General features: G+C 66.3%; 22 protein-coding genes. 5 read left to right on the top strand and 17 right to left on the bottom strand.

Going from position 1 to position 21,942, the window contains the following annotated elements; genetic code table 11:
- Positions 1-132: 132 nt before the first annotated feature.
- The gene (locus tag CAL12_RS01040; protein ID WP_086062782.1) at positions 133-366 is read left to right on the top strand and encodes a DUF3717 domain-containing protein; all 234 of its coding nucleotides are present in this window, start codon (positions 133-135) and stop codon (positions 364-366) included.
- Position 367: 1 nt separating this feature from the next.
- Here the strand turns inward: CAL12_RS01040 and CAL12_RS01035 are convergent, their stop codons facing one another.
- The 5 genes from CAL12_RS01035 to CAL12_RS01015 all read right to left on the bottom strand — a co-directional run bounded on the left by CAL12_RS01035 (position 368) and on the right by CAL12_RS01015 (position 4,497).
- A complete protein-coding gene (locus CAL12_RS01035; protein ID WP_086062781.1) occupies positions 368-976 on the bottom strand; it encodes an SCO family protein in 609 nt (202 codons plus the stop codon).
- A 20-nt stretch (positions 977-996) separates the two neighbouring features.
- A complete protein-coding gene (cyoE, locus tag CAL12_RS01030) occupies positions 997-1,890 on the bottom strand; it encodes a heme o synthase (protein WP_086062780.1) in 894 nt (297 codons plus the stop codon).
- 30 nt (positions 1,891-1,920) lie between these two features.
- Positions 1,921-2,964, bottom strand: coding sequence for a COX15/CtaA family protein (locus CAL12_RS01025; RefSeq protein WP_086062779.1), 1,044 nt, complete (start codon positions 2,962-2,964; stop codon positions 1,921-1,923).
- A 3-nt stretch (positions 2,965-2,967) separates the two neighbouring features.
- The gene (locus tag CAL12_RS01020; protein ID WP_086062778.1) at positions 2,968-3,591 is read right to left on the bottom strand and encodes an SCO family protein; all 624 of its coding nucleotides are present in this window, start codon (positions 3,589-3,591) and stop codon (positions 2,968-2,970) included.
- Positions 3,592-3,720: 129 nt separating this feature from the next.
- Positions 3,721-4,497 (bottom strand): SURF1 family protein, encoded by a 777-nt coding sequence (locus tag CAL12_RS01015; RefSeq protein ID WP_086062777.1) that lies wholly within the window; start codon positions 4,495-4,497, stop codon positions 3,721-3,723.
- Positions 4,498-4,533: 36 nt separating this feature from the next.
- Here CAL12_RS01015 and CAL12_RS01010 point away from each other — a divergent pair, with 36 nt between their 5' ends.
- The gene (locus CAL12_RS01010) at positions 4,534-4,734 is read left to right on the top strand and encodes a twin transmembrane helix small protein (RefSeq protein ID WP_086062776.1); all 201 of its coding nucleotides are present in this window, start codon (positions 4,534-4,536) and stop codon (positions 4,732-4,734) included.
- 66 nt (positions 4,735-4,800) lie between these two features.
- Here the strand turns inward: CAL12_RS01010 and CAL12_RS01005 are convergent, their stop codons facing one another.
- The 5 genes from CAL12_RS01005 to coxB all read right to left on the bottom strand — a co-directional run bounded on the left by CAL12_RS01005 (position 4,801) and on the right by coxB (position 8,977).
- Positions 4,801-5,676, bottom strand: coding sequence for a cytochrome c oxidase subunit 3 (locus CAL12_RS01005; RefSeq protein WP_086062775.1), 876 nt, complete (start codon positions 5,674-5,676; stop codon positions 4,801-4,803).
- Between the two features lie 41 nt (positions 5,677-5,717).
- On the bottom strand, positions 5,718-5,936 hold the full coding sequence (locus tag CAL12_RS01000) for a DUF2970 domain-containing protein (protein ID WP_086062774.1): 219 nt from the start codon (positions 5,934-5,936) through the stop codon (positions 5,718-5,720).
- A 10-nt stretch (positions 5,937-5,946) separates the two neighbouring features.
- Positions 5,947-6,069, bottom strand: coding sequence for a cytochrome oxidase small assembly protein (locus CAL12_RS28365; RefSeq protein ID WP_232464662.1), 123 nt, complete (start codon positions 6,067-6,069; stop codon positions 5,947-5,949).
- Positions 6,070-6,098: 29 nt separating this feature from the next.
- The gene (gene ctaD, locus CAL12_RS00995) at positions 6,099-7,712 is read right to left on the bottom strand and encodes a cytochrome c oxidase subunit I (RefSeq protein WP_086062773.1); all 1,614 of its coding nucleotides are present in this window, start codon (positions 7,710-7,712) and stop codon (positions 6,099-6,101) included.
- Positions 7,713-7,816: 104 nt separating this feature from the next.
- Positions 7,817-8,977, bottom strand: coding sequence for a cytochrome c oxidase subunit II (gene coxB, locus CAL12_RS00990; RefSeq protein ID WP_086062772.1), 1,161 nt, complete (start codon positions 8,975-8,977; stop codon positions 7,817-7,819).
- A gap of 359 nt (positions 8,978-9,336) precedes the next feature.
- Between coxB and CAL12_RS00985 the strand changes: the two genes are divergently transcribed.
- Entirely contained in the window at positions 9,337-10,164 is an 828-nt protein-coding gene (locus tag CAL12_RS00985) for an NUDIX domain-containing protein (protein WP_086062771.1), read from the top strand.
- 76 nt (positions 10,165-10,240) lie between these two features.
- Here CAL12_RS00985 and CAL12_RS00980 read toward each other — a convergent pair whose 3' ends face one another.
- From CAL12_RS00980 to CAL12_RS00965, 4 genes are all read right to left on the bottom strand, one after another.
- Entirely contained in the window at positions 10,241-12,025 is a 1,785-nt protein-coding gene (locus tag CAL12_RS00980; RefSeq protein WP_086062770.1) for an IlvD/Edd family dehydratase, read from the bottom strand.
- Positions 12,026-12,091: 66 nt separating this feature from the next.
- Entirely contained in the window at positions 12,092-13,111 is a 1,020-nt protein-coding gene (locus CAL12_RS00975) for a TRAP transporter substrate-binding protein (RefSeq protein ID WP_086062769.1), read from the bottom strand.
- A gap of 58 nt (positions 13,112-13,169) precedes the next feature.
- Positions 13,170-14,453, bottom strand: a complete 1,284-nt coding sequence (locus CAL12_RS00970) for a TRAP transporter large permease (RefSeq protein ID WP_086062768.1) — start codon at positions 14,451-14,453, stop codon at positions 13,170-13,172.
- A gap of 11 nt (positions 14,454-14,464) precedes the next feature.
- Positions 14,465-15,007, bottom strand: coding sequence for a TRAP transporter small permease (locus tag CAL12_RS00965; RefSeq protein ID WP_232464661.1), 543 nt, complete (start codon positions 15,005-15,007; stop codon positions 14,465-14,467).
- A 153-nt stretch (positions 15,008-15,160) separates the two neighbouring features.
- On the opposite strand from CAL12_RS00965, the gene CAL12_RS00960 reads away from it, so the two are divergent.
- Positions 15,161-16,186, top strand: a complete 1,026-nt coding sequence (locus CAL12_RS00960; RefSeq protein WP_086062767.1) for a LacI family DNA-binding transcriptional regulator — start codon at positions 15,161-15,163, stop codon at positions 16,184-16,186.
- Positions 16,187-16,248: 62 nt separating this feature from the next.
- Here CAL12_RS00960 and CAL12_RS00955 read toward each other — a convergent pair whose 3' ends face one another.
- Positions 16,249-18,759: a cation:proton antiporter gene (locus CAL12_RS00955; RefSeq protein WP_086062766.1), complete on the bottom strand. Its 2,511-nt coding sequence runs from the start codon at positions 18,757-18,759 to the stop codon at positions 16,249-16,251.
- Positions 18,760-19,082: 323 nt separating this feature from the next.
- Here CAL12_RS00955 and CAL12_RS00950 point away from each other — a divergent pair, with 323 nt between their 5' ends.
- Positions 19,083-19,931 (top strand): phosphodiesterase, encoded by an 849-nt coding sequence (locus CAL12_RS00950; protein WP_232464806.1) that lies wholly within the window; start codon positions 19,083-19,085, stop codon positions 19,929-19,931.
- Between the two features lie 272 nt (positions 19,932-20,203).
- On the opposite strand, the gene rpoH is transcribed toward CAL12_RS00950, so the two are convergent.
- Positions 20,204-21,091 (bottom strand): RNA polymerase sigma factor RpoH, encoded by an 888-nt coding sequence (rpoH, locus tag CAL12_RS00945; RefSeq protein ID WP_086062764.1) that lies wholly within the window; start codon positions 21,089-21,091, stop codon positions 20,204-20,206.
- A 148-nt stretch (positions 21,092-21,239) separates the two neighbouring features.
- Positions 21,240-21,929, bottom strand: coding sequence for a hypothetical protein (locus CAL12_RS00940; RefSeq protein WP_086062763.1), 690 nt, complete (start codon positions 21,927-21,929; stop codon positions 21,240-21,242).
- Positions 21,930-21,942: the final 13 nt, after the last annotated feature.

Below are 21,942 nucleotides of genomic sequence, written 5' to 3'. Positions count from 1 at the left end.
AAAGTGACCGTTTGAAAGTTTTGCAAGGCCGCCACGGGCTTGCGCCCGTAACGTTGAAACGGACACGGACAGAGCGTGGTTTCCGCCCGCGTTGCGGCGTGACATCACGCCGGGTTCTGGGACAATGGACCGATGGACACCGTCATTCCGATCACCCGGCTCGAAGATGCGATCAACTATTGGCGCAACCGCGTGCCCGCCACCGGCGAGGAATCGCGCCTGTGCGCCGAAGCGTCCGCGCTGGCCACGCCCTATGCATTGATGATATTGGCGGAACGCCGGGATATCCTGCTGGCGGAGCTCGACGAGCGCGCCCGGGACGCCTACGCCGCCTGGGTGGCGGCGGCCGGCAAGGCCAGCCCCTAGCTCAGGTCAGCAGGGCCTTGATGTCGTGCGCCAGGGAATCGACGTCCGACCCGTTCCCGGCCAGCACGCGCGCTTCGCCCTTGGCGTCGAGCAGATAGAACGCCGCGCTATGGTCCATGCTGTAGTCCTTGCCGTTCTTGGCCGGCACCTTGGCGTAATAGACCTTGAATGACGAGGCGGCCTGCTTGACCTGTTCCGGCGTGCCCGTCAGGCCGACGAAGGACGGATTGAAGGTCTGCACGTACTGTTTCAGCACCTCGGGCGTATCGCGCTCCGGGTCCACCGTGACCATGATGACCTGGACGCGCGGCGCCGAATCGCCCAGGGCCTGCATCACCTGGGACAGCTCGGCCAGCGCCGTCGGGCAGACGTCCGGACACTGGGTATAGCCGAAGAAAACCACCATCACCTTGCCGGCATAGTCGGCCAGGGTGCGCGGGCGGCCGTCCTGGTCGACCATGGACAGGTTCTTGCCCAGATGGGTGCCGGTGATGTCGCTGCCCTTGAACGAAGGCGCGTCCTGGCCGCAGGCCGCCAGCAGGCTGGCGATGGGCGCGGCGGCAAAAACCCGCAGCAGGGCGCGGCGCGGAACGGCGATGTCATCAGGCATGGGAAAGGTCTCGCGGCGGATCAGGCGAGCAGTTGGACCCAGTGATCGATCAGCAGGGCGCCGAACAGCAACGACAGGTACACGATGGAATAACGGAACAGCTTGCGGGCCAGGGCGTCCGAGTAGCTGCGGAACAGGCGCCACGCATAGGCGACGAAGATGCCGCCCAGCACCACCGCGCTGGCCAGGTAGACCATCCCGCTCATGCGGATCGCGTAGGGCAACAGGGTGGTGGCGAACAGCGCGATGCTGTAAAGCAGGATGTGCAGGCGGGTGAACTTCTGCCCGTGCGTGACGGGCAGCATGGGCAGGCCGGACTTGGCGTAATCGTTCATGCGGTACAGCGCCAGCGCCCAGAAATGCGGCGGCGTCCAGATGAAGATGATCAGTACCAGCACCCAGGCCTGCGCCGGCGTGCCGTTGGCGATGGCGGCCCAGCCCAGCGCCGGCGGCATGGCGCCGGAGAGTCCGCCGATGACGATATTCTGCGGCGTGCGGGGCTTGAGTATGACGGTATAGATGACCGCGTAACCGACGAAGGTGGCGAAGGTCAGCCACATCGTCAGCGGGTTCACCAGGTTGTAGAGCACCAGCATGCCGGCGCCGCCCAGCAGGCCGGACAGCGCGATGACCTGTTGCGGCAGGATGCTGCCGCGCGCCGTCGGCCGCCGCGCCGTGCGCAGCATGCGGGCGTCCACTTCCTGTTCGATCAGGCAGTTGATGGCGAAGGCGGCCGCCGCCAGCAGCCAGATGCCCAGCGTGGCGTAGGCCACGCGCTTCAGATCCGGCATGCCGGGCGCCGCCAGGAACATGCCGATGACGGCGCAAAACACCGCGAGCTGGGTCACGCGAGGCTTGGTGAGCACCAGGTACTGGCGGAGCAATCCGGAATCCGAAGCGACGAAACTGGTCATGATGGACGGTATTTTAAACCCGCCGCGGCGTCAGGGACTGTCAGCAGCGAGCGCGGCGCCATTCAACGGCCGAAACGCCGGGCGCCCGGCGGTGGACAGCCGCACCTGCAGCGTGACCGCCGCCAGCACCAGGCCCGCCGCTCCGCCGTTGTGCAGGACGGCGATCAGCAGCGGCCATTCGAAAAAGATGGTGGTCAGGCCCGTCAGCAGCTGCGCCAGCAGCAGGGCCAGCATCAGGCTGGCGGGCCCTCGCAGGCCGGGCTCCGCCCGCATCCGCAGCGCCAGCGTCCCCAGGTAGATGAACACCACGAAGGCGAAATTGCGGTGCACCCAGTGGATGGCGGTCAACGCGTACTGCGAGATCATTTCGCCTGAAGGCAGTTCGCCCAGCGCGCGGATGATGGAATAGCCGCCCGCGAAATCCATCGGGGGCAACCACTTTCCCTGGCACATGGGGAAATCCATGCAGGCCAGCGCCGCGTAGTTGGTGCTGACCCAGCCGCCCAGGGCGATCTGCACCACCAGCAGCGCGATGCCGCCCGCCATCCAGGCGCGCCAGCGCGCCGCGCCGGCGCTCAAGGGGGTATAGGGCCGCTCGCGCGCGGCCAGCCAGGTCATGACCGCCAGCGTCAGCATGCCGAACAGCAGGTGGGCCGTGACCACCACCGGCATCAGCTGATGGGTGACCGTCCATGCCCCGAACGCGCCCTGCACGCACACGATGACCAGCGTCGCCGTCGCCAGGGCCGGCGTATGCCCCAGCCGGCCGCGATAACGCCAGGCCATGTACACGATGGCGATGATCAACATGCCCAGGATGGAACCGGCATAGCGGTGCACCATCTCGATCCAGGCCTTGGACAGCGACACCGCGCCGAAGGGCATGGCGCTGTTGGCGGCATGGATGTCCTGCAGCGAACCCAGCGGCGTGACGCTGCCGTAGCAGCCCGGCCAGTCAGGACAGCCCAGGCCCGAATCGGTCAGCCGCACGAAGGCCCCGAACATGATCAGGTCCAGCGTCAGGAACCAGGTGAAGAAAACCAGTTTGCGGTAGCGGAGGATGACGGTGTCCATGAGTCAGCCAATGCGCGAGTTGTAGATCAGCTTGCTGACGTCCTTGCGTACCTTCACCGGATCGGCGTCGGCGGGAAACTGCAGCATCAGATGGCCCAGCGGATCGACCATCCAGATCGGCCCCGCCAGCGCGGCGGCGCCGGCCGCCCCACCCAAGAGGAAGGGCGCCAGCTGCTCGGGTCGTCCGCGCACCATCACGGTTCCGCGGTAGGCCTCCAGCACCTTGTCCGGCACGGGCGCGTCGTCCGTGATGAACCACACACGCGTGACGCGGTCGACATTCTTGCCCTGGCTGGCGTGGGTATTGCGGATGATGAACAGCTTGCGCGCGCAGGATTCGGGGCATGCGCCGCCGTCGGCGGCCATCAGCAGCCACTTGCCTTTCAGGTTGGTCAGGTCGAACGCCTGCCCGTCCAGCGTCGCCAGCGGCAGGTCGGCCGGCTTGGGCAGATCGCGCTGCGGCTGGACCAGCGTGCCGTAGTTGCTGCTGTCCTCGGGCCACCACTGCGGGTTCAGGTACATGATCACGGCGCCCAGGATGGGGGCGAGCGTGATCAGGAAGATCGTAATAAGGACGGACCGGCCGCGGCGCGGCGCGGCGCGCGGTCGCTCGGGAGCGGAAGTCATGGCGGGCGTAGGCAAAATCGGGCGTTCCAGCGATAGTAGTTCGGGATGGCGGTGGGCGACGGGCAGTGAGCGGTGAGCGAAGACCGACGGGCGATGCCCGACAGGCGGCGGGCGCCGCGCGCCCGGCCTTCAGGGGCCGCGGCCGCGGCGCATGGCGCGCGCCGATCGCGCGGCGCGGACCGCCACCACCAAGAAGGCGATGCCGGCGATGCTCGCGAAGCCGAACCACTGCATGGCATAGCCGATGTTCTGGTTGAAGTCCACCGACGGCTGCGGCCATACGCGCACCAGGCCATCGCCGGAGGGCGCGAGCTGCTCGACCACCGTGGGCAGCAGGCTCAGGCCGGTGGCCTTGGCATAGGTGTCCAGGTCCAGGTTCTGCACCGTGGGCATCGTGGCGGCCGGCCAGGTGCTTGGCAAGGCATCGCTGGGCGCGCCGCCCGGGTTCCATAGCTCGAACAGGCGCGGCACCCGCTGCACGAGCTCTCCACTGATCGTGCGCGTGCCATCCGGCAGGGACGGCGGAACCGCCGCCGGCTGGCCCGGCAGCGCGCGCGGCAGCCATCCGCGCAGCACCAGCACCGCGGTGTTCGAGCCTTCTTCCAGCATCAGGGGCGTGGCGACCCAATAGCCGGGCCGCCCATCCTGGTTGCGATTGTCCAGCAGCACCGTCATGGCGCCCCGCCAGCGCCCCTGCGCCGACACCGGCCGCCAGGGCCGCAGATCGTCGGTGGATGTCGCCGGCGTCAGAAGCAGCGGCGGCTGGCGCCGGCCGGTCTCGATGGCGGCGAGGATGGCGCGCCGTTCGTCGGCGCGGCGCAGTTGCCAGCGTCCCAGCGACGCCAGCAACACCGCCATGACGGCCAGCAGCACCAGGGCGATCAAAGTTCGATGCGCGCGAGCCATGTCTGCAATAATTCTGGTTTACACCCGGAGACCGCCATGCGCGTCCTAGTTGTCCTGGCCTTCGTCGGCATTCTGGCCAGCCTGGGCTCGGCCCTGGTTTACCTGATGAGGGATAAAGGAACCACCAACAGGACGGTCAACGCCCTGACGGTGCGCATCGGGTTATCGGTCGCCCTGTTCCTGTTCGTGCTGATCGCCCACCACTTCGGCTGGATCGAAAGCACCGGGATTAGATAAGGGCGCAAGCCGCGGGTTCCCCGCGGCTGGACGGCCGGCGGCTTCGAGCGCCGCCGGCCCAGGGCTTCAGAACCAGTAGACGAACAGGTAAAGGCCCAGCCAGACCACGTCCACGAAGTGCCAGTACCAGGCCGCGCCTTCGAAGCCGAAATGATGGCTGGGCGTGAAATGGCCGCGCATCAGGCGGATCAGGATGACGGTCAGCATGGTGGCGCCCATGATGACGTGAAAGCCGTGGAAGCCCGTCAACATGAAGAACAGCGACCCATAGGCGCCGGAGCTGAACTTCAGGTTCAGTTCGGTATACGCGTGATGGTATTCGGCGGCCTGGCAGGCCACGAAGATGGCGCCCAGTATCACCGTCGCCGCGAGCCAGAAAATGGCCTTGCCGCGATGATCTGCCCGCAGCGCGTGGTGCGAGATGGTCAGCGTGACGCCGGAACTCAGCAGCAGCGCGGTGTTGATCGTGGGCAGCCAGAACGGGCCGACGGTGGCGAAATGCTCCACCACGCCGGCCGGACCGAAGTTGGGCCACACGGCGGAGAAGTCCGGCCACAGCAGCAGCTTGTGATCCAGGTCGCCCAGCCACGGCGTGGTGATGGTGCGCACGTACCACAGCGCGCCGAAGAAGCCGCCGAAGAACATGACTTCGGAAAAGATGAACCAGCTCATGCCCCAGCGGTAGGACACGTCCACCCGCTTGCTGTTCATGCCGCGCTCGGATTCGCCGATGGCGTCGGCGAACCAGCGGAACAGCACGGCTATCAGGCACAGCAGGCCCAGCAGCACCAGCCACTTGCCCACCCAGACATCATTCACCCAGCACGCCGCGCCCGATGCGATGATCAGCAGCGAAATCGCGCTGCGCACCGGGTGGCCGGAGTCGGCGGGCACATAGTAGTAGGGCGCCTCTTTCGCTTGAACCGAGTGTCCTGCACTCATGGTCTTCTCCCTGGTACTGATACGTCGAATAGTATGTTTAGTCAGCCATGGCTGGCCACGACCCAGCGCACGATGGAAACCAGGACCACCACGAAGATCACGCCGGCCAGCACGCCCGCGATGATCAGGTGGACCGGGTTCAGCCGGGCGTCTTCCTGGTAGCCGGAACCCTTGCGGATACCCAGCATGCCCCAGGCTACGGCTTTCAGCGTCTGCAGAAAGCTGGACCTGGGTCGCGGGGTGTCCGGCGTGTTGGCCATGGTTGCGTCCTTATGCCACGCCGCCGGCGAACAGATGGCCGCCCTTGAAGATGGCCCAGGCGAAGATCGCCACCACGAAAACCAGCAGCACCAGTCCGGCGATGCGGTTGCGGCGGCGTTGTTCGGGCGTCATGGCGGGTCCTGTCGGCGGGCGGGTTGCGCTTATTTCACTTCGGGCGGCGTTTCGAAGGTATGGAAGGGCGCCGGCGAAGGCACCGTCCATTCCAGGCCTTCGGCGCCGTCCCACGGCTTGGCCGGCGCCGGTTCGCCCTTGCCCATATAGCAGCGGAGCATGGCGTACAGGAAGATCAGCTGCGACAGGCCGAACCAGAACGCGCCGATGGTGGCGATCTGGTGGAAGGTCGTGAACTGCGCCGCGTAGTCCGCATAGCGGCGCGGCATGCCGGCCAGCCCCAGGAAGTGCATGGGGAAGAAGGTCACGTTGAAGGAAATCAGCGACGACCAGAAGTGCAGCTTGCCCAGCTTTTCGCTGTACATGCGGCCGCTCCACTTCGGCACCCAGTAGTAGGCGCCCGAGAACAGCCCGAACAGCGAGCCAGCCACCAGCACGTAATGGAAGTGCGCCACCACGTAGTAGGTGTCGTGCACCTGGATGTCGATGGGCGCCACCGAAAGGATCAGGCCGGTGAAGCCGCCCATGGTGAACACGAAAATGAAGCCGATGGCGAACAGCATGGGCGTTTCGAAGGTCATCGAACCGCGCCACATCGTGGCCACCCAGTTGAACACCTTCACCCCGGTGGGAATGGAGATCAGCATGGTCGCGTACATGAAGTACAGCTGCCCCGTGACCGGCATCCCGGTGGTGAACATATGGTGTGCCCACACGATGAAGGACAGCACCGCGATGGCCGCCGTGGCATACACCATGGAGGCGTAGCCGAACAGCGGCTTGCGGGCGAAGGCCGGCACGACGGCGGACACGATGCCGAAGGCGGGCAGGATCATGATGTAGACCTCGGGGTGCCCGAAGAACCAGAACACGTGCTGGTACAGCACCGGGTCGCCACCGGCGGCCGCGTTGAAGAAGTCCGTGCCGAAGTGGCGGTCCGTCAGCACCATGGTGATGGCGGCGGCCAGCACCGGCATCACGGCGATCAGCAGGAAGGCGGTGATCAGCCAGGTCCAGCAGAACAGCGGCATCTTCATCAGCGTCATGCCGGGGGCGCGCATGTTCAGGATGGTCACGATAACGTTGATCGCACCCATGATGGACGACGCACCCATGATGTGCATGGCGAAGATGGCCAGGTCCATGCCCGGACCCATCTGCAGCGACAGCGGCGCATACAGCGTCCAGCCGGCCGCGGTGGCGCCGCCCGGCACGAAGAACGACGCCGTCAGCAGGATCGCCGCCATGGGCAGGATCCAGAAGCTGAAGTTGTTCATGCGGGCGAACGCCATGTCCGACGCGCCGATCTGCATCGGGATCATCCAGTTCGCGAAACCCACGAAGGCCGGCATGATCGCGCCGAACACCATGACCAGGCCGTGCATGGTGGTGAACTGGTTGAACAGCTCGGGACGGAAGAACTGCAGGCCCGGCTCGAACAGCTCCGTGCGCAGCAGCAGGGCCAGCGTGCCGCCTTCCAGCAACATCAGGAACGAGAAGATGAGATACATCGTCCCGATATCCTTGTGGTTGGTGGCGAACAGCCAGCGCCGCCATCCCGTGGGGATGGCGTGATGGTGGTCATCGTGACCGTGGCCGTGGCCATGGCCCGGCTCGACGTGGTCTACAGTGACGCTGCTCATAGTCTCAACTCCTTCCTGCATGTTGCCCGGCCGTTTCAAGGCCGGGCTGAGGTATTCGGTATCTGACGAACGTACGCGGTCCGGCCGGGGCCGGACGCGGCGCACTAGTGCGGCGACGACTTGACGGTGGACGGCTGGACGGTCGGATCCTGGCCTTTGCCCGCGTTGCTCCAGGCGTGGCGGGTGTAGGTGATGACCGCGGCGACTTCCACGTCGTTGAGCTGGTTCATGAAGGCCGGCATGGGCGTGCCGGGGCGGCCGTGCAGCACGGTCTTGATCTGTTCCGCCTGCGGACCCAGCACGATCTTGTCGCCGTCCAGGGCCGGGAAGGAACCCGGTACGCCCTTGCCGGTGGCCTGGTGGCAGACCACGCAGTTGGCGCCGTAGACCTTTTCACCGCGTGCGAGCAGGTCGGCTTCGGTCCATTGCTTGTTGGGGTCGTCGGCGGCCGAGGCGAGCTTCTTTTTCTGCTCGTCCGCCCACTTGGCGTAGTCATCCTTGGACTTCACTTCCACCACGATGGGCATGAAAGCGTGGTCCTTGCCGCACAGTTCCGCGCATTGGCCGCGGTAGGTGCCGACCTTTTCGGCGCGGAACCAGGTATCGCGCAGGAAGCCCGGAATGGCGTCCTGCTTGATGCCGAAATCCGGCACCATCCAGGAATGGATGACGTCCCCGGCGGTCAGCACGATGCGCACCTTCTGGTCCACAGGCACGACCAGCGGGTTGTCGACTTCCATCAGGTAGAACTCGCCCTTGGGCTCCCTGCCTTCGATCTGCGCGCGCGGCGTGGAGAGCGTGGACAGGAACTTGACGCCGCTGGCGGGACCGTCGATGTATTCGTAGCCCCACTTCCACTGGTACCCGGTGACCTTGACGGTCAGGTCGGGACTGGAAGTGTCCTTCATGGCGACCACCGCTTTGGTGGCCGGCAGGGCCATGGCGATAACGATGAAGAATGGGATGACCGTCCAGGCAACTTCCACGCCGACGTGCTCGTGGAAAGTGGCCGGCTGATGCCCGCGCGATTTGCGGTGCGCCCAGATCGAATAGAACATCACGCCAAAGACGCCGAGGAAGATCACCAGGCAGATGCTGAGCATCATCCAGTGCAGCCACATCACGTCATGGGCGATCTGCGTAACGCCTTCGTGCAGGTTCAGCTGGTCGACCTTGGGGCCTCCAGGCATGTCCTTGACCTGAGCACAGGCAATGCCGCTTGCCAGCATTGCGCACGCACCCAGTATCCCTCTCCACTTCTTCATGCTGACCCTCTATCATGACGCGTCAGGGCCGTGCCGATGTGGCAGGGTGCTGCCGATACCTACACGGAAACGCGCGATTGTTGGACGGCAGATTACGAGACGGGCATAAAACCACTGCCAACGCACATCGGTTCTGCTCGAATCACAAAGAAACCGCCGGATTATAGCGGAGGCCGCCTCCCCTGGTATGGACCGGGCCGGCGGAACATGGCGCAACGGCTTTCCGGCGCGCCGCGCGGCGCCGGCGCAAGCGCCCTGCCCAGCGCGCCCGCGACCCACCCGGCGACTTCGGCCGAGACCTCGGCCGCACCCCCGGCCGCAACCACCCGGGCGATCCAATAAGCCCCTAAAATCCCGCCATGCAGCACAGCCCCCTGCCATCGCCTTGCCCATCGCCGTCCGACGACCTGTACGCCGCCTTGCGCGCGCGCGCCCAGGAGCCCATGCCGCCGTCGTCGCGCGTCCTGTATATCGCCGGTCGCCGCTGCGGCCATGCCACCCTGGCGGCCTGCGACGCCTTGCGCGGACTGGCGGGCGTCAGCGCCGATACCGACAGCCTGCGGCTGGCCGACGGCATGGCGGGCGGCCCGGACCTGGACGCGCTGCTGGCCAAGGTCGCGCGCACCTTGCGCGAAGCTGATTGCCTGCGGGGCTGGCGTGACGAATTGCTGGACGTCCACGACGTCGAAGGGCGGCGGCTGGGCGCCATCGAACGCGCGGCGGTACGCCCCCTGGGCATACTGACGCAGGCCGTGCACCTGAATGCGTGGACGCCGGACGGCAGGCTCTGGGTCGCGCGCCGCGCCTTGAACAAGGCCACCGATCCCGGCATGTGGGACACGCTGGTCGGCGGCCTCGTGGCCAGCGGCGAATCGCTCGATGTCGCGTTGATCCGCGAATGCCATGAAGAAGCCGGCCTGGCGCCGCACGAGGTTCGCGGCCGCGAGCCGCTGCGCAGCGTCCTGCGCATGCATCGGCGCCTGCCGGAAGGGTATCAAGTGGAAGAACTGCTGGTCAGCCGCTGTGTCCTGGACGCGGGCGTCACGCCGGCCAACCGCGACGGCGAAGTCATGGAGTTCGCCACGGTGACGCCGGCGCAGGCGCTCGACATGGCCGCCCACGGCGAATTCACCCTGGAAGCGGCCCTGGTGGTGGTGGACGACATCGCCCGGCAGGCCGCCGCGTAGGCGCGGGATAGCCACCCGGGGGGCGGGATGCCGGCCATGCCCGCGGCCACGGCGTCCGCCGGCCCACTAACCATGCCTAGTGTGAATGGCGGGGATCGCCGCGTTGCTCCACCACCTTCAGGTACAGGGTAGCGGGTTCCAGGCACATGCCGGTGGACAACTGCCCGGTCATGCCGCGGAAGATCTCCTGCCAGGGCGTCTGCGCCGGCGGGATCCGGAAGGCCGGTTCCTCGGCGCGGCGCGCTTCCAGTTCGGCGGCATCGACCTGCAGGGTGACGGTGCGGGCATTCAGGTCGACGCGGATGCGGTCGCCAGTGCGCAGCAGCGCCAGGCCGCCGCCGGCCGCGGCCTCGGGCGACATGTTCAGGATGGACGGGCTGGCCGACGTACCGCTCTGGCGGCCGTCCCCCATGCAAGGCAGCGATTCGATACCTTGCTGGATCAGGCTGGCGGGCGGCGCCATGTTCACGACCTCCGCGCCGCCGGGATAGCCGATCGGGCCGGCCCCGCGTATGACCAGCATGCAGTGCTCGTCGATCTTCAGGTCCGGATCGTCGATGCGCGCGTGGTAATCCTCGGGACCGTCGAAGACGATGGCGCGCGTTTCGAAGGCGTTTTCGTCGCCGGGCTTGGACAGGTAGGCCTTGCGGAAGTCCTCGCCGACCACCGACATCTTCATGATGGCGCTGTCGAAGAAATTGCCCGACAGCACGATGAAACCCGCGCGCTGCTTGAGCGGCGCGTCGCAGCCGCGGATGACGTCGCGATCGCCAGTGGCGGCCGCGCCGGCGATCTGGGCCACCGTCTTGCCGGAAACCGTCAGGCAGTCACCATGCAGCCGGCCCGCCGCCAGCAGTTCATGCTGCACGGCCGGCACGCCGCCCGCGCGATGGAAGTTCTCGCCCAGATATTCTCCGGCCGGCACGCAATTGACCAGCAACGGCACGTCTTCGCCCAGGCGCTGCCAATCGTCCAGCGACAGCTCGACGCCCATATGGCGCGCGATGGCGATCAGGTGCGGCGGGCAGTTGCTCGATGCGCCCAGCGCGGACGCCACCACGATGGCGTTCTCGAAGGCCTGCCGGGTCAGGATGCGCGACGGCCGCAGGTCTTCGCGCACCATGTCGACGATGCGCAATCCGGTGGCATAGGCCATCTGGCCACGCTCCCGGTACGGCGCCGGGATGCTGGCGCAGGTCGGCAGCGACATGCCCAGGGCTTCGGCCAGCGAATTCATGGACAGGGCGGTACCCATGGTATTGCAGTGGCCCACCGACGGCGACGAGGCCGTCGCCAGCGCCATGAAGCCTTCGTAATCGATCTTGCCGGCGGCCATCAGGTTGCGGGCATGCCAGATCACGGTGCCCGAGCCCACGCGCTTGCCTTCGTGCCAGCCATCGAGCATGGGGCCGCCGGACAGCACGATGGCGGGGATATCCACCGTCGCCGCGGCCATCAGGCAGGCCGGCGTGGTCTTGTCGCAGCCCGTGGTCAGCACCACGCCATCCAGCGGATATCCGTGCAGGATTTCCACCAGGCCCAGATAGGCCAGGTTGCGGTCCAGCGCGGCCGTCGGACGTCGGCCCTGCTCGGCCAGTGGATGCACGGGAAACTCCATGGGAATGCCGCCGGCATCCCGGATCGCCGCCTTGGTGCGCTGTGACAGTTCCAGGTGGTGCCGGTTGCAGGGTGCCAGATCGTTGCCGGTCTGCGCGATACCGATGATGGGACGGCCGGACTGCAGTTCAGCGCGCGTCAGCCCGTAGTTCAGGTAACGCTCCACATAGATCGCCGTCATGTCGGCGTGGGTGGGATCGTCGAACCATTTCTGGCTGCGCAGGCGGCGGGGGGCGTCGGACATGATGTTTCTCGTGGCGGTAATGCTGGCGGCCGGGTCCGGGGATGGAACCCGGCCTGTCTCCAGGCTTCAGCCCTTGCGGACCTTGTTGATCTCGTCCTGCAGCTGCTTGACCAGATCGGGCCCCAGGTCCTGGGTGTACTTGTCGACCACCGGCTGGGCTTTCTCACGCAGCCGCTGCAGTTCTTGCGGCGAAACGGTATTGATCTTCATGCCGGAGTCCTTCAGCACGGTCATCGCCTTGTTCGAATCGGCGCGGCTGTCCTTGCGTTCGAAGTCGCGCGATGACGCCGCAGCCTGGCGGATCAGCTTCTGCTCGTCCGGCGACAGCGTGTCCCACCACTTCTTGGATGCCATCAGCACCCACGGCGTATAGACGTGCCGCGTCATGCTTAGGTAGGGCTGCACCTCGTAGAACTTGCTGCTCTGGATGGTGGTGACCGGGTTTTCCTGCCCGTCCACGGTTTTCGTTTCCAGCGCGGTGAACAACTCGGAGAACGGCATGGGCACCGCATTGGCGCCCAGCGCGCCGAACACGCCCAGCGCGATCTGGTTCTGCATCACGCGCAGCTTGATCCCCTGCATATCCTCCGCCTTGGCGATGGGATGCTTGGAGTTCGTCACGTTGCGGAAGCCGTTTTCCCAGTACACCAGGCCGACCAGGCCCTTGGCGTCCAGCATCTTCAGCAGTTTTTCGCCGAAGGGGCCGTCCAGTACCGCGTCCGCCTCCTTTTCGTCGTTGAACAGGAAGGGCAGGTCGTAGACGCCGAACTCCTTGACCATGGTGGCCAGCGGCGCGGTCGACCCGACCATCATCTCCTGCGCGCCGCCCACCAGCGCGGCCTGCATCTGTTCGTCCGAACCCAGGTTGGCCGAACCGTAGGTGCGCATCTTCAGCTTGCCACCGCTGATTTTGCCCAGTTCCTCGGCCAGGTAGCGCGCCGCGCGGCCCTGCACGCTCTCCTCGTTCAGGCCGTAGCCGAAACGGATGATGCGCGTCTTCACTTCCTGCGCCTGGGCGACGCCCGCGGCGCCGCACAGCGAGACGGCGGCCAGCGCGACGGCCAGTTTTTTCATGGTGGTGAACATGGTTGTCTCCCGAGGGTTGTCACTTCCTGGTTGCGGGCCCGTCGGCATTGGCGGGCCTCTAATGAATCCACTTCGCTGGCACGGTGATCAGTTCCGGAAAGATCACCATCAACAGAAGCAGCAAGGTATAGGCGACCACGTAGCGCCATGCGCCACGGATGATCGTTTCCATGCGGATGCGGGCGACGCCGGCCACGACGTTCAGGACAGTGCCGACCGGCGGGGTCAACAGGCCGACGCAGCCGACCATGACGAACATCACGCCGAAATAGACAGGATCGATGCCGGCCTTGGTGATGACGGGCATCAGCACCGGGGCCAGTATCAGGATGGTGGGCGTCAGGTCCATCGCGGTGCCGACCAGCGTCAGCACTATGAGCATCGCGAACATCAGCCACTTGGGATGGTCGAGCAGGGGTTCCAGCAGCCCGACCAGGTCCTGCGGCATGTCGGCCAGGGTGATCATGTAGGAGGACACCATTGCCGCGGCCACCAGGAACATGACGATGGCGGTGGTGCTGGCGGCGCGCACGAACAGCGGACCCAGATCCTTGAAGCGGATTTCGCGGTACACGAACAGGCTGATCAACAACGCGTAGACGGCCGCCACCACCGCCGCCTCGGTGGGTGTGAAGATGCCGCCGCGCAGGCCGCCGATGATGATCACGGGCAGGAACAGCGCCCATATCGATTCGCGCAGCGCGCGCATGCGTGCGCGCCAGGGCTGGCGCGGCGTCGGCTGCACCCTGGCGCCGCTGCGGCGCGCCGTCCAGGACCACACCGCCACCAGCGTCAGCGCCATCAACAGTCCGGGCGCGATGCCGGCGAAGAACAGCTTGGTGATCGACACATTGGTCGCCACGCCATAGATGATGAAGGAGATCGACGGCGGGATGATCGGGGCGATGATGCCACCCGCTGAAATCAGACCCGCGGCATCGCCGGCTTCGTAGCCCTTTTCCCGCAGCATGGGAATCAGCAGCGAACCCAGCGCGGCGGCGTCCGCCACCGCCGATCCGGACAAGGCCGCCAGCAGCACGCTGGCGAAGATGGCGACGTAGCCCAGGCCGCCTCGGATATGCCCGACGAACATGGTGGCCAGGTTCACGATACGGCGCGATATGCCGCCTTCGTTCATGAGTTCGCCGGCCAGCATGAACAGCGGCACGGCCATCAGCGTGAAGCTGTTGGCGCCCCCGAGCATGTTCTGCGCCAGGATCTGCGGATCGACGAAATCCAGCTGGAACATCATCGGCACCGCACTGATCAACAGCGCGAACGCGATAGGCATGCCCAGCGCGAGCAGGCCCAGCAGCACGATCAGGAATACGGTAAGTATCATGGCGGGATGTCTCAGCTGAGCGGATCGACGGCGCTGGCGTCCAGCCCCGGTTCGGCGCCGCCCAGCGTCAGGACGATGTCGGCCAGCGTCAGCAAGGCCATGGCGACCGCCGCATAGAGGCAGGCCACATTGAAAATGCCGGCCGGCAGGCCGGTGACGGGCAGCCGCGTCGCCATGCCGATCAGGGTCTGGTCCCAGCTGCCCTTGATCAACATGCACAGCACCGCCAGCACCAGGACCTGGCAGAACAGGTGGGTGGCGCGGCGCGCGACGCGGCCGAAGCGTTCCACCAGCATGGTCACGCCCATATGCGTGTGTTCGCGCATCGCCAGCACCGAGCCGATGAAGATCAGCCAGACGAAGGCCAGGCGCGACAACTCGTCGGAGACGTTGATGCCGGAATTGAACAGGTAGCGCAGGGCGACGTTGCCGAACAGCAGCACCACCATGACGACCAGGCACGCCACCATGAGGGCGCGCTGGATGCGGAATACGAGGTCGAGGGCTCGGTTGAGCGGGCTGCGCGCCCGCCCCGCCGGAGGGGCGGTCTGCATCGTTGTCTCCTGGAATTTTTTGGCGTTGCTATCGATGCGGACGTGAATGTTAGCGCTATCATGAGCAGCCTGCCAACCCTTTGCCACCCCTGTCCGGGTTTGTACCGAGCCAGCCTTTGGGTCAGACTACGGACTTTTTGCGACAGCCCAGCCATGACGGTCCGCAAGTCCCGCAGCTCGCGCCAGCACGGCGTCACCATGGCGGACGTCGCGCGCGTCGCGGGCGTCAGCGCGATCACCGTGTCGCGCGCCCTGCGCACGCCGGACAAGGTGCAGCCGGCGCTGCGCGCCCGGATCCAGGAGGCCTGCGACCGGCTGGGCTACGTGCCCAACCATGCCGCCAGCGCGCTGGCGTCGGCGCGGTCGCGCACGGTCGTGGTGTTGATCCCTTCCCTGAGCAATGTGGTGTTCGTCGACATCCTGGTGGGCATCAAGGAAGTCCTGGACGCGCATGCCCACCATATGCATATCGGCCTGACCGGCTATTCGGCCGAAGCGGAAGAAACGCTGCTGCGCACCTATCTGCAGCATTCGCCCGACGGCCTGATCCTGACCGGGGTCGACCATAAGCCCGGGGTGTGGAAACTGCTGGACTCCCTGAAGATCCCCACCGTCCACACGATCGAGACCCTGGAGGGCGAACGCGGGCTCAGCGTGGGGTTTTCGCAGTTCGATTCGGGATATGCGGCGGGACGGCACCTGGTGGAGCGCGGCTACCGTCATATCGGAATCATCGGCGCGCAGCTCGATCCGCGCTCGCTGCGCCGCTGCGAAGGATGCCGGCAGGCGCTGCGCGATGCCGGCCTCTACGATCCCGCGATGGAAATCATGACGCCCAGCAAGTCCTCATTGGCGCTGGGCGCCGAGCTGCTGGAAACCATGCTGCGCGAACACCCGGAATGCGACGGGATATTCTTCTGCAACGACGACCTGGCGCAGGGGGCGGTGTTCCAATGCGGCCGTCAGGGCATCGATGTGCCGGGGCGCATGGGGTTGATCGGCTTCCACGACCTGACCGGCACCGCCTGGACCACGCCACCGCTTTCCACGATCGCCACGCCGCGCTATGAGATCGGCCGTTCGGCGGCGACCCTGCTGATGAACGCGCTGGAAGGCAAGCCCAACCCACAGCGGCATCTGGATCTGGGCTTCCGCCTGGTGCGGCGCGAAACCACCTAGGCGGCCGGCAGGCCAGGGCCTGGACCTGGGCAGGGCTCGGACCCCGGCCCAGGGCTCAGCGCTCAGGTTGCGGTCGGCGGCGGCGTGGCGGAAAACTGCTTCCACACCTCGATTGCACGCAGGCGCTGCCTGGCCACTTTTTCGATGCGCTCGCGCAGATCCGCGTCGTGCGCGAGCAGGGCGCGGAAATCCCGGGCCGACATCATCAGCAGCTTGCTGTAGCCCAGCGAGGTCACGTCGGGCACCAGGGCCTGTTCGCCCAGCAGGGCCAGTTCTCCGAAGAACTCGCCGCTGCCCAGCTCGATCGTCGTGTTGTCCGGCAGATGCACCGCCACCGCGCCCGAGGCCACGAAGCACATTTCCTCGCCGGCGCGGTCCTTCAGCACGTGCTGGTCCGGCAGCGCCAGGCGCGGCCGCAGCAGCCGCGAGATCGCCCGCAGCGAATCCGCGCTCAGGTTTTCGAAAAGGGGGACCCGCTTGATCAGTTCCGCGGCGCTCAATTCGATATCCAGCGGAGGATGCTTGTCGATGTGCGCCCAGCGCTGTTCCAGCTGGCGCGTCAGGTCGGCATAGACTTCGCCGCTGATCAGGAACTGATCCAGCATGTCGCGATAGCGCATGCGTTCCAGCTGGCGCGCGACCCTGCCGAGATAGCTTTCCTGCAGCCACAAGGCATAGGACGGATATTGCAGGTTGAGCGCCTGCAGCGCGTTTTCGATGGCGTCCAGGCGCCGCTGGTGCGCGACGACGATGCGCTGGGTGGCTTCCTCGCCCAGCATCACCTTCAACTGCTGGCCGGCGAACAGGATCACCCGCTGCGCCACGGAACGCTTGCACATGAGGGCCGCGAACCGCTGCGCCAGCTCGTTCGCCAGCCAGCGCTGGAAGCCGAACAGATAATGCAGGCGCAACGCTGCGCGGAACGAGCGGGAATAGCGGACGTCGGCGGCGATGGCGTTCTCGAAACCGCTGAGACCACCGGCGCGCACGGCGTCTTCCAGTCGTTCGGCCCGCGCCAGCAGCGACTCCGCCATGCGCCAATCGACGATCTGCGCCTTCAGGATGTCGAAGAACATTTCCTCTTCGCGCCTGGCGATCGTCGCCAGACCGATGTCCACGCGCTCCGCCACGGTCATGTGGCGGACTTCGGCACCCTTGAGATGTTCCAGTGTTTGGTCGAACACCGCGTGGATGCGCTCGCGCACCTCCGGCCCGATATGTTCCGTGGTGGCGACCTCGTCGGTTTTTTCCTGCAGGTCGCCCAGCGCGACGGCCAGCGCCTGGTCGCGCAGCGTCGCCTCGTGGCGCGACAGCTCGTTCAGGCGCAGCATGCGTATCAACGGCCGCAGGCTGATGCCGTTGATGAACAAGGTCATCAGCACGAAACCCGTCGTGGCCACCGCCACGAACTGGCGTGCATCGTAGGGCACGTCGCTGCGTTCGGTCACCGCCAGGGCCAGCGCCAGCGATACCGCGCCGCGCAGGCCGCCCCACAGCATCACCGTCTTGTAGGCGCGATTCACGCGCGTGCCAAAGCGCGTCAGGCGCAACAGGGGCAGCAGGCCGAATACCGCGACCGCCCGGGCGCCCAGCGCCGTGACGAACAGCACCAGGATCAAGGCGACATCCCCCAGCGTGGCATCGGCCATCAGGCGGGGGATCAGCATGGCGGCGAACAGGAAGATCAGCGAATTGGCCCAGAAGCCGAACTGTTCCCAGGCGCTGGTCAGGTGTTCGAAGGTGGTCGGCGCCATGCGCGTGCGGCCTGTCGATCCGACGACCAGGCCGGCGATCACGGTGGCGACCACGCCGGACACGTGCAGGTAATGGTCGGAGACGAAGAAGGTCAGGTAGGCCAGCGTCAGCGTCAGGGTGATTTCCGCCGTGGGGAAACCGCGCAGCGCGGCGAACAGCATGCAGGCGACCCGTCCCATGGCGTAGCCGGCCAGGCCGCCGCCCAGGAAGCTGATGACGAAGTCCACCAGGACCCGCCCCGCCGACATCTCGCTATGGCCGGCCAGCACCCCGACCAGCACGGCGTACAACGCGATGGACGCCGCGTCGTTGAAAAGGCTCTCGCCTTCCACCAGGGTGGTCAGGCGCTTGGGCGCGCCCACCTCGCGAAAGATGCCGACGACCGCGGCCGGATCCGTGGTCGCGACGATGGCGCCCAGCAGCAGGCACACCACCAGGCCATACGAAGACAGGCTGTTCAGCGTGAAGCCGACCACGATCGTCGACAGGAAGACAGCGACGATGGCCATCATCAGGATGGGCCCGATATCGTCCATCAGGCGCCTGACGTTCATCGATAGCGCCGTTTCGAACAGCAGCACAGGAAGGAAAACGGTAAGGAAAGTTTCCGAGGAAATCTCGAACTTTTCCAGGGAATCGAGCATGCCGGCCAATACCGGCGGCGCCCAGCCATGGATGTGGATGACGATACCGAGCAGGCAACCGACGATAGCCAGCAGCACCGAGTAAGGCAGCTTGAGCCGCCCGGCCAGCGGTGGCATGAAACAGACCAGCGTCAACAGCGCGGCCAGGCCGAAAACCAGCAGACCTACATCCATCTAATTTTTATCCCCGGGCGAGTGTGTCTTGAACCGGAAAGGATAGCTGGTTTTATCCGGCCGCACGTTTCGTTACGGCCCGCACGATTTGGTGGATGCCCGGCGTCGCGTATTTTCGATAACGTGGGAAGGTCCGCACCGTCGCGGCGCGCATCCGCCGTCAGCACGCCGACTGCCGCGCCCGGCACGATATGGATGCGCATACCTCGGAGCCGCCGTTGCACACTATTCCCAAGCTTTCCGCCGCGTCGCCGGCGCGCGCCGCAAAAGCCCCGAAAACCGCCAGGGCCGCCGACGGGGAACGCGCCGATGGCGCGCCCGCCCTGGTGGTGCAGCTCACCGATCCCCATCTCTATGCCGCGCCCGCGGTCATGCTGGGCGTCAACACCGACGCCAGCCTGCGGGCGGTGGTGTCGGCCATCCGCCGCGACCACGGCGACGCCGACCTGCTGCTGGCGACAGGCGACCTGTCGCAGGACGGCAGCGACATGTCCTATCACCGTTTCGCCGAAGCGGTCGCCCCGCTGGGCGTGCCCGTGCGCTGCCTGCCGGGCAACCATGACGCGCCGGCCGCGCTCAAGCGCGCATTGGGCGCCTGGACCGAACCGGTCACCGACATCGGCCCCTGGCGCATCGTCACGCTGGACTCGCATGTCGCCGGTTCCAACGCCGGCCATCTCGAAAGGGATCAGTTCGAGCTGCTAGACCACGCGCTGGGCACGGCGCAGGGACGCCCGGCGCTGGTCGCCATGCATCACAATGCGGTGCAGATCAGCGCCGACTGGCGCGATGCCATGATGCTGGACAACGCCGCCGAGCTGTTCCGCCACCTGACGCGCTGGGGCAATGCCCGCATCCTGCTATGGGGGCACGTCCACCAGGACTTCGATCGCCGGCGCGGCAACGTGCGGATGCTGGCGACGCCGTCCACCTGCTTCCAGTTCACCATCCGCGATGGCCGGCACAGGCTGGATCCGCAGCCGGCCGGCTATCGGTGGATGAAGCTGTATCCCGACGGCTCGATCGCGACCGGCGTGCGGCGGCTGGACGCCGCACTGTGGCGCGCGCTCCTGCAGGAATGGAACGAGCCCGAGGAAGCGCCCATGCCGATGCCCTGCGAGGCGGCCCCCGACGTGGCCGCCGCCCCAGCCGGCATCGCGGGCGGCGCCTGACGCGAGACCAAATAAAAAACGGGGCACCACGTGGGGTGCCCCGCTAAACACCTGTCTCATAGGGGAGGGGAAAGAGGAGAAGCCGAGACAGGTGAGAAGACTACAGGCCTGGAAGGCTCCAGGCAGGTGGTCTACATGGGGTTAGGCTGGGGCGACATGAGAAAGTTTCGCCCGCATTCGGGATTTCCCGCGGCGACATGCATCTAAAAGTAACTGCCCAAGCATAAAAGAATGGCGCGCTGTCGCCAGCGCGCCACCGTTTCGGGCATCAATCAGGCCGGCTGCAGGCTGCCGCGCATCTTCTTCAGCGCGGCGGCCTCGATCTGGCGGACACGCTCGGCGGAGATGCCGTATTCCTGCGCCAGCTCGTGCAGCGTGGCGCCACCGTCATCCTGCAGCCAGCGCGCCTGCACGATGTGGCGGGAGCGGGGGTCCAGTGCTTCCAGCGCGTCATGCAGGCCCGTGCTCTGAAGCTCGTCGTGAGCCTTGCGCTCCAGCACGCGCGTCGGTTCCTGGCGGCCTTCGTCGGACAGGTAGGCGATGGGCGCGAAGCTTTCATCGTCGTCGTCCTGGGCTTCCAGGGCCATGTCGCGGCCGGACAGGCGGACTTCCATCTCGCTGACGTCTTCCGGCCGGACGTTGAGCTGGCGGGCGATTTCGTCCACCCGCTCCGTATCCAGCGTCTTGCCGTCCGGACGCATGCTGCGCAGATTGAAGAACAGCTTGCGCTGCGCCTTGGTGGTGGCGACCTTCACCAGGCGCCAGTTGCGCACGATGTACTCATGGATTTCCGCCTTGATCCAGTGCACGGCGAACGAAACCAGCCGGACCCCGCGCTCGGGATCGAAACGCTTGACGGCCTTCATCAGTCCGACGTTGCCTTCCTGGATCAGGTCCGCATGCGGCAGACCGTATCCCAGGTACTGGCGCGCGATGGACACGACCAGGCGCAGGTGCGACAGCACCAGCTCGCGCGCGGCATCCAGATCGCCGGCGTCGCGCAGGCGACGGCCGAGCGCGCTTTCCTGATCCGCCGTCAGCACCGGCAGGCGGTTCACGGCGGAGATATATGCGTCGATCGTCCCCAGCGCGCCCGGATTGGCGATGGCCAGCGTAAGCGCGTTGGCGGGTACGGCCAACGAGGAATTCTGTTGTTTCATGGTGTTTTGCTCCAGGAAACGGCTATGGGTAGAACGCATCGGGTGATCTTAGCACTCTGAAAAGGAGAGTGCTAATTCGACCTTCAACGGCCTGGGAAGTTCAGTCATTCCTTGTCCATGGACACCCCGCCCGTCGCGGGCGATCCAATCACCACCCGCGCTGCTTCAGCGCATCCGCGGTGGCAGGATTGTCGGGACGGATGAACAGCGCGCCCCGGGGATCGACGAAAACCCGAAAGCGGGCGCCATCGAACATGGGCATATAGGCAGCGCTGCCGTACTGCACGTCCACGAAAGGCAGCCAGTCCGGAAACCGCTGCTTCAGCCTGGCCAGATCCGGCGTGCCCGCGGGACCGAGCGCATAAACCGTGCGCGGCTCGGACTGTTCCGCCGCCGGATCGGCATAGCGGCCCGACAGGCGCTCCAGCCGGTACAGCGGCGGGACGCCCGCCAGCAGGGCCGGCAGCCGCCAGCGCACCATGCGCGCGTCAATCTGCCACTCATCGCCGCGCAAAACGAAGTCCTCGGCGGCCTTGCCCTGCAGTTCCGCGGTCGCCACGAACTGGCGCGGCGCCTGTTCGCGCAGCGTCAACACCGCCACCGGCTCGTCGGACGTCAGGCGCAGGAACTGGTAGAGCGTGGCCGCCAATATCCCCGACACGCAGGCCAGGGCCAGCAATAGCAGGCCGAATACCCGCCGCACCGGCCTCAGCCGGAATTGGCGCCTGCCGCGCGCGTCGCGCGGGCCGCCCTTGCCCAGGAACAAGCCAAAGCCGAGCAGCAACGCGGCGATGGTGACCACGGCGATCCAGACGGACGGGGCGACGCCTTCGATCAAAACGATCCTCGGG

Origin of the sequence: Bordetella genomosp. 8, from assembly GCF_002119685.1 — a bacterium.
GTDB lineage: Bacteria > Pseudomonadota > Gammaproteobacteria > Burkholderiales > Burkholderiaceae_B > Bordetella_C.
The sequence above is the reverse complement of the archived record's forward strand: the minus strand, read 5'-3'. Positions and strand labels throughout refer to the sequence as shown.

Bases quoted from the DNA above. Each gene is read 5' to 3' on its own strand.
- CAL12_RS01040 (WP_086062782.1), top strand. From the start codon at position 133: ATGGACACCGTCATTCCGATCACCCGGCTCGAAGATGCGATCAACTAT.
- CAL12_RS01035 (WP_086062781.1), bottom strand. From the start codon at position 976: ATGCCTGATGACATCGCCGTTCCGCGCCGCGCCCTGCTGCGGGTTTTT.
- cyoE (WP_086062780.1), bottom strand. From the start codon at position 1,890: ATGACCAGTTTCGTCGCTTCGGATTCCGGATTGCTCCGCCAGTACCTG.
- CAL12_RS01025 (WP_086062779.1), bottom strand. From the start codon at position 2,964: ATGGACACCGTCATCCTCCGCTACCGCAAACTGGTTTTCTTCACCTGG.
- CAL12_RS01020 (WP_086062778.1), bottom strand. From the start codon at position 3,591: ATGACTTCCGCTCCCGAGCGACCGCGCGCCGCGCCGCGCCGCGGCCGG.
- CAL12_RS01015 (WP_086062777.1), bottom strand. From the start codon at position 4,497: ATGGCTCGCGCGCATCGAACTTTGATCGCCCTGGTGCTGCTGGCCGTC.
- CAL12_RS01010 (WP_086062776.1), top strand. From the start codon at position 4,534: ATGCGCGTCCTAGTTGTCCTGGCCTTCGTCGGCATTCTGGCCAGCCTG.
- CAL12_RS01005 (WP_086062775.1), bottom strand. From the start codon at position 5,676: ATGAGTGCAGGACACTCGGTTCAAGCGAAAGAGGCGCCCTACTACTAT.
- CAL12_RS01000 (WP_086062774.1), bottom strand. From the start codon at position 5,936: ATGGCCAACACGCCGGACACCCCGCGACCCAGGTCCAGCTTTCTGCAG.
- CAL12_RS28365 (WP_232464662.1), bottom strand. From the start codon at position 6,069: ATGACGCCCGAACAACGCCGCCGCAACCGCATCGCCGGACTGGTGCTG.
- ctaD (WP_086062773.1), bottom strand. From the start codon at position 7,712: ATGAGCAGCGTCACTGTAGACCACGTCGAGCCGGGCCATGGCCACGGC.
- coxB (WP_086062772.1), bottom strand. From the start codon at position 8,977: ATGAAGAAGTGGAGAGGGATACTGGGTGCGTGCGCAATGCTGGCAAGC.
- CAL12_RS00985 (WP_086062771.1), top strand. From the start codon at position 9,337: ATGCAGCACAGCCCCCTGCCATCGCCTTGCCCATCGCCGTCCGACGAC.
- CAL12_RS00980 (WP_086062770.1), bottom strand. From the start codon at position 12,025: ATGTCCGACGCCCCCCGCCGCCTGCGCAGCCAGAAATGGTTCGACGAT.
- CAL12_RS00975 (WP_086062769.1), bottom strand. From the start codon at position 13,111: ATGTTCACCACCATGAAAAAACTGGCCGTCGCGCTGGCCGCCGTCTCG.
- CAL12_RS00970 (WP_086062768.1), bottom strand. From the start codon at position 14,453: ATGATACTTACCGTATTCCTGATCGTGCTGCTGGGCCTGCTCGCGCTG.
- CAL12_RS00965 (WP_232464661.1), bottom strand. From the start codon at position 15,007: ATGCAGACCGCCCCTCCGGCGGGGCGGGCGCGCAGCCCGCTCAACCGA.
- CAL12_RS00960 (WP_086062767.1), top strand. From the start codon at position 15,161: ATGACGGTCCGCAAGTCCCGCAGCTCGCGCCAGCACGGCGTCACCATG.
- CAL12_RS00955 (WP_086062766.1), bottom strand. From the start codon at position 18,759: ATGGATGTAGGTCTGCTGGTTTTCGGCCTGGCCGCGCTGTTGACGCTG.
- rpoH (WP_086062764.1), bottom strand. From the start codon at position 21,091: ATGAAACAACAGAATTCCTCGTTGGCCGTACCCGCCAACGCGCTTACG.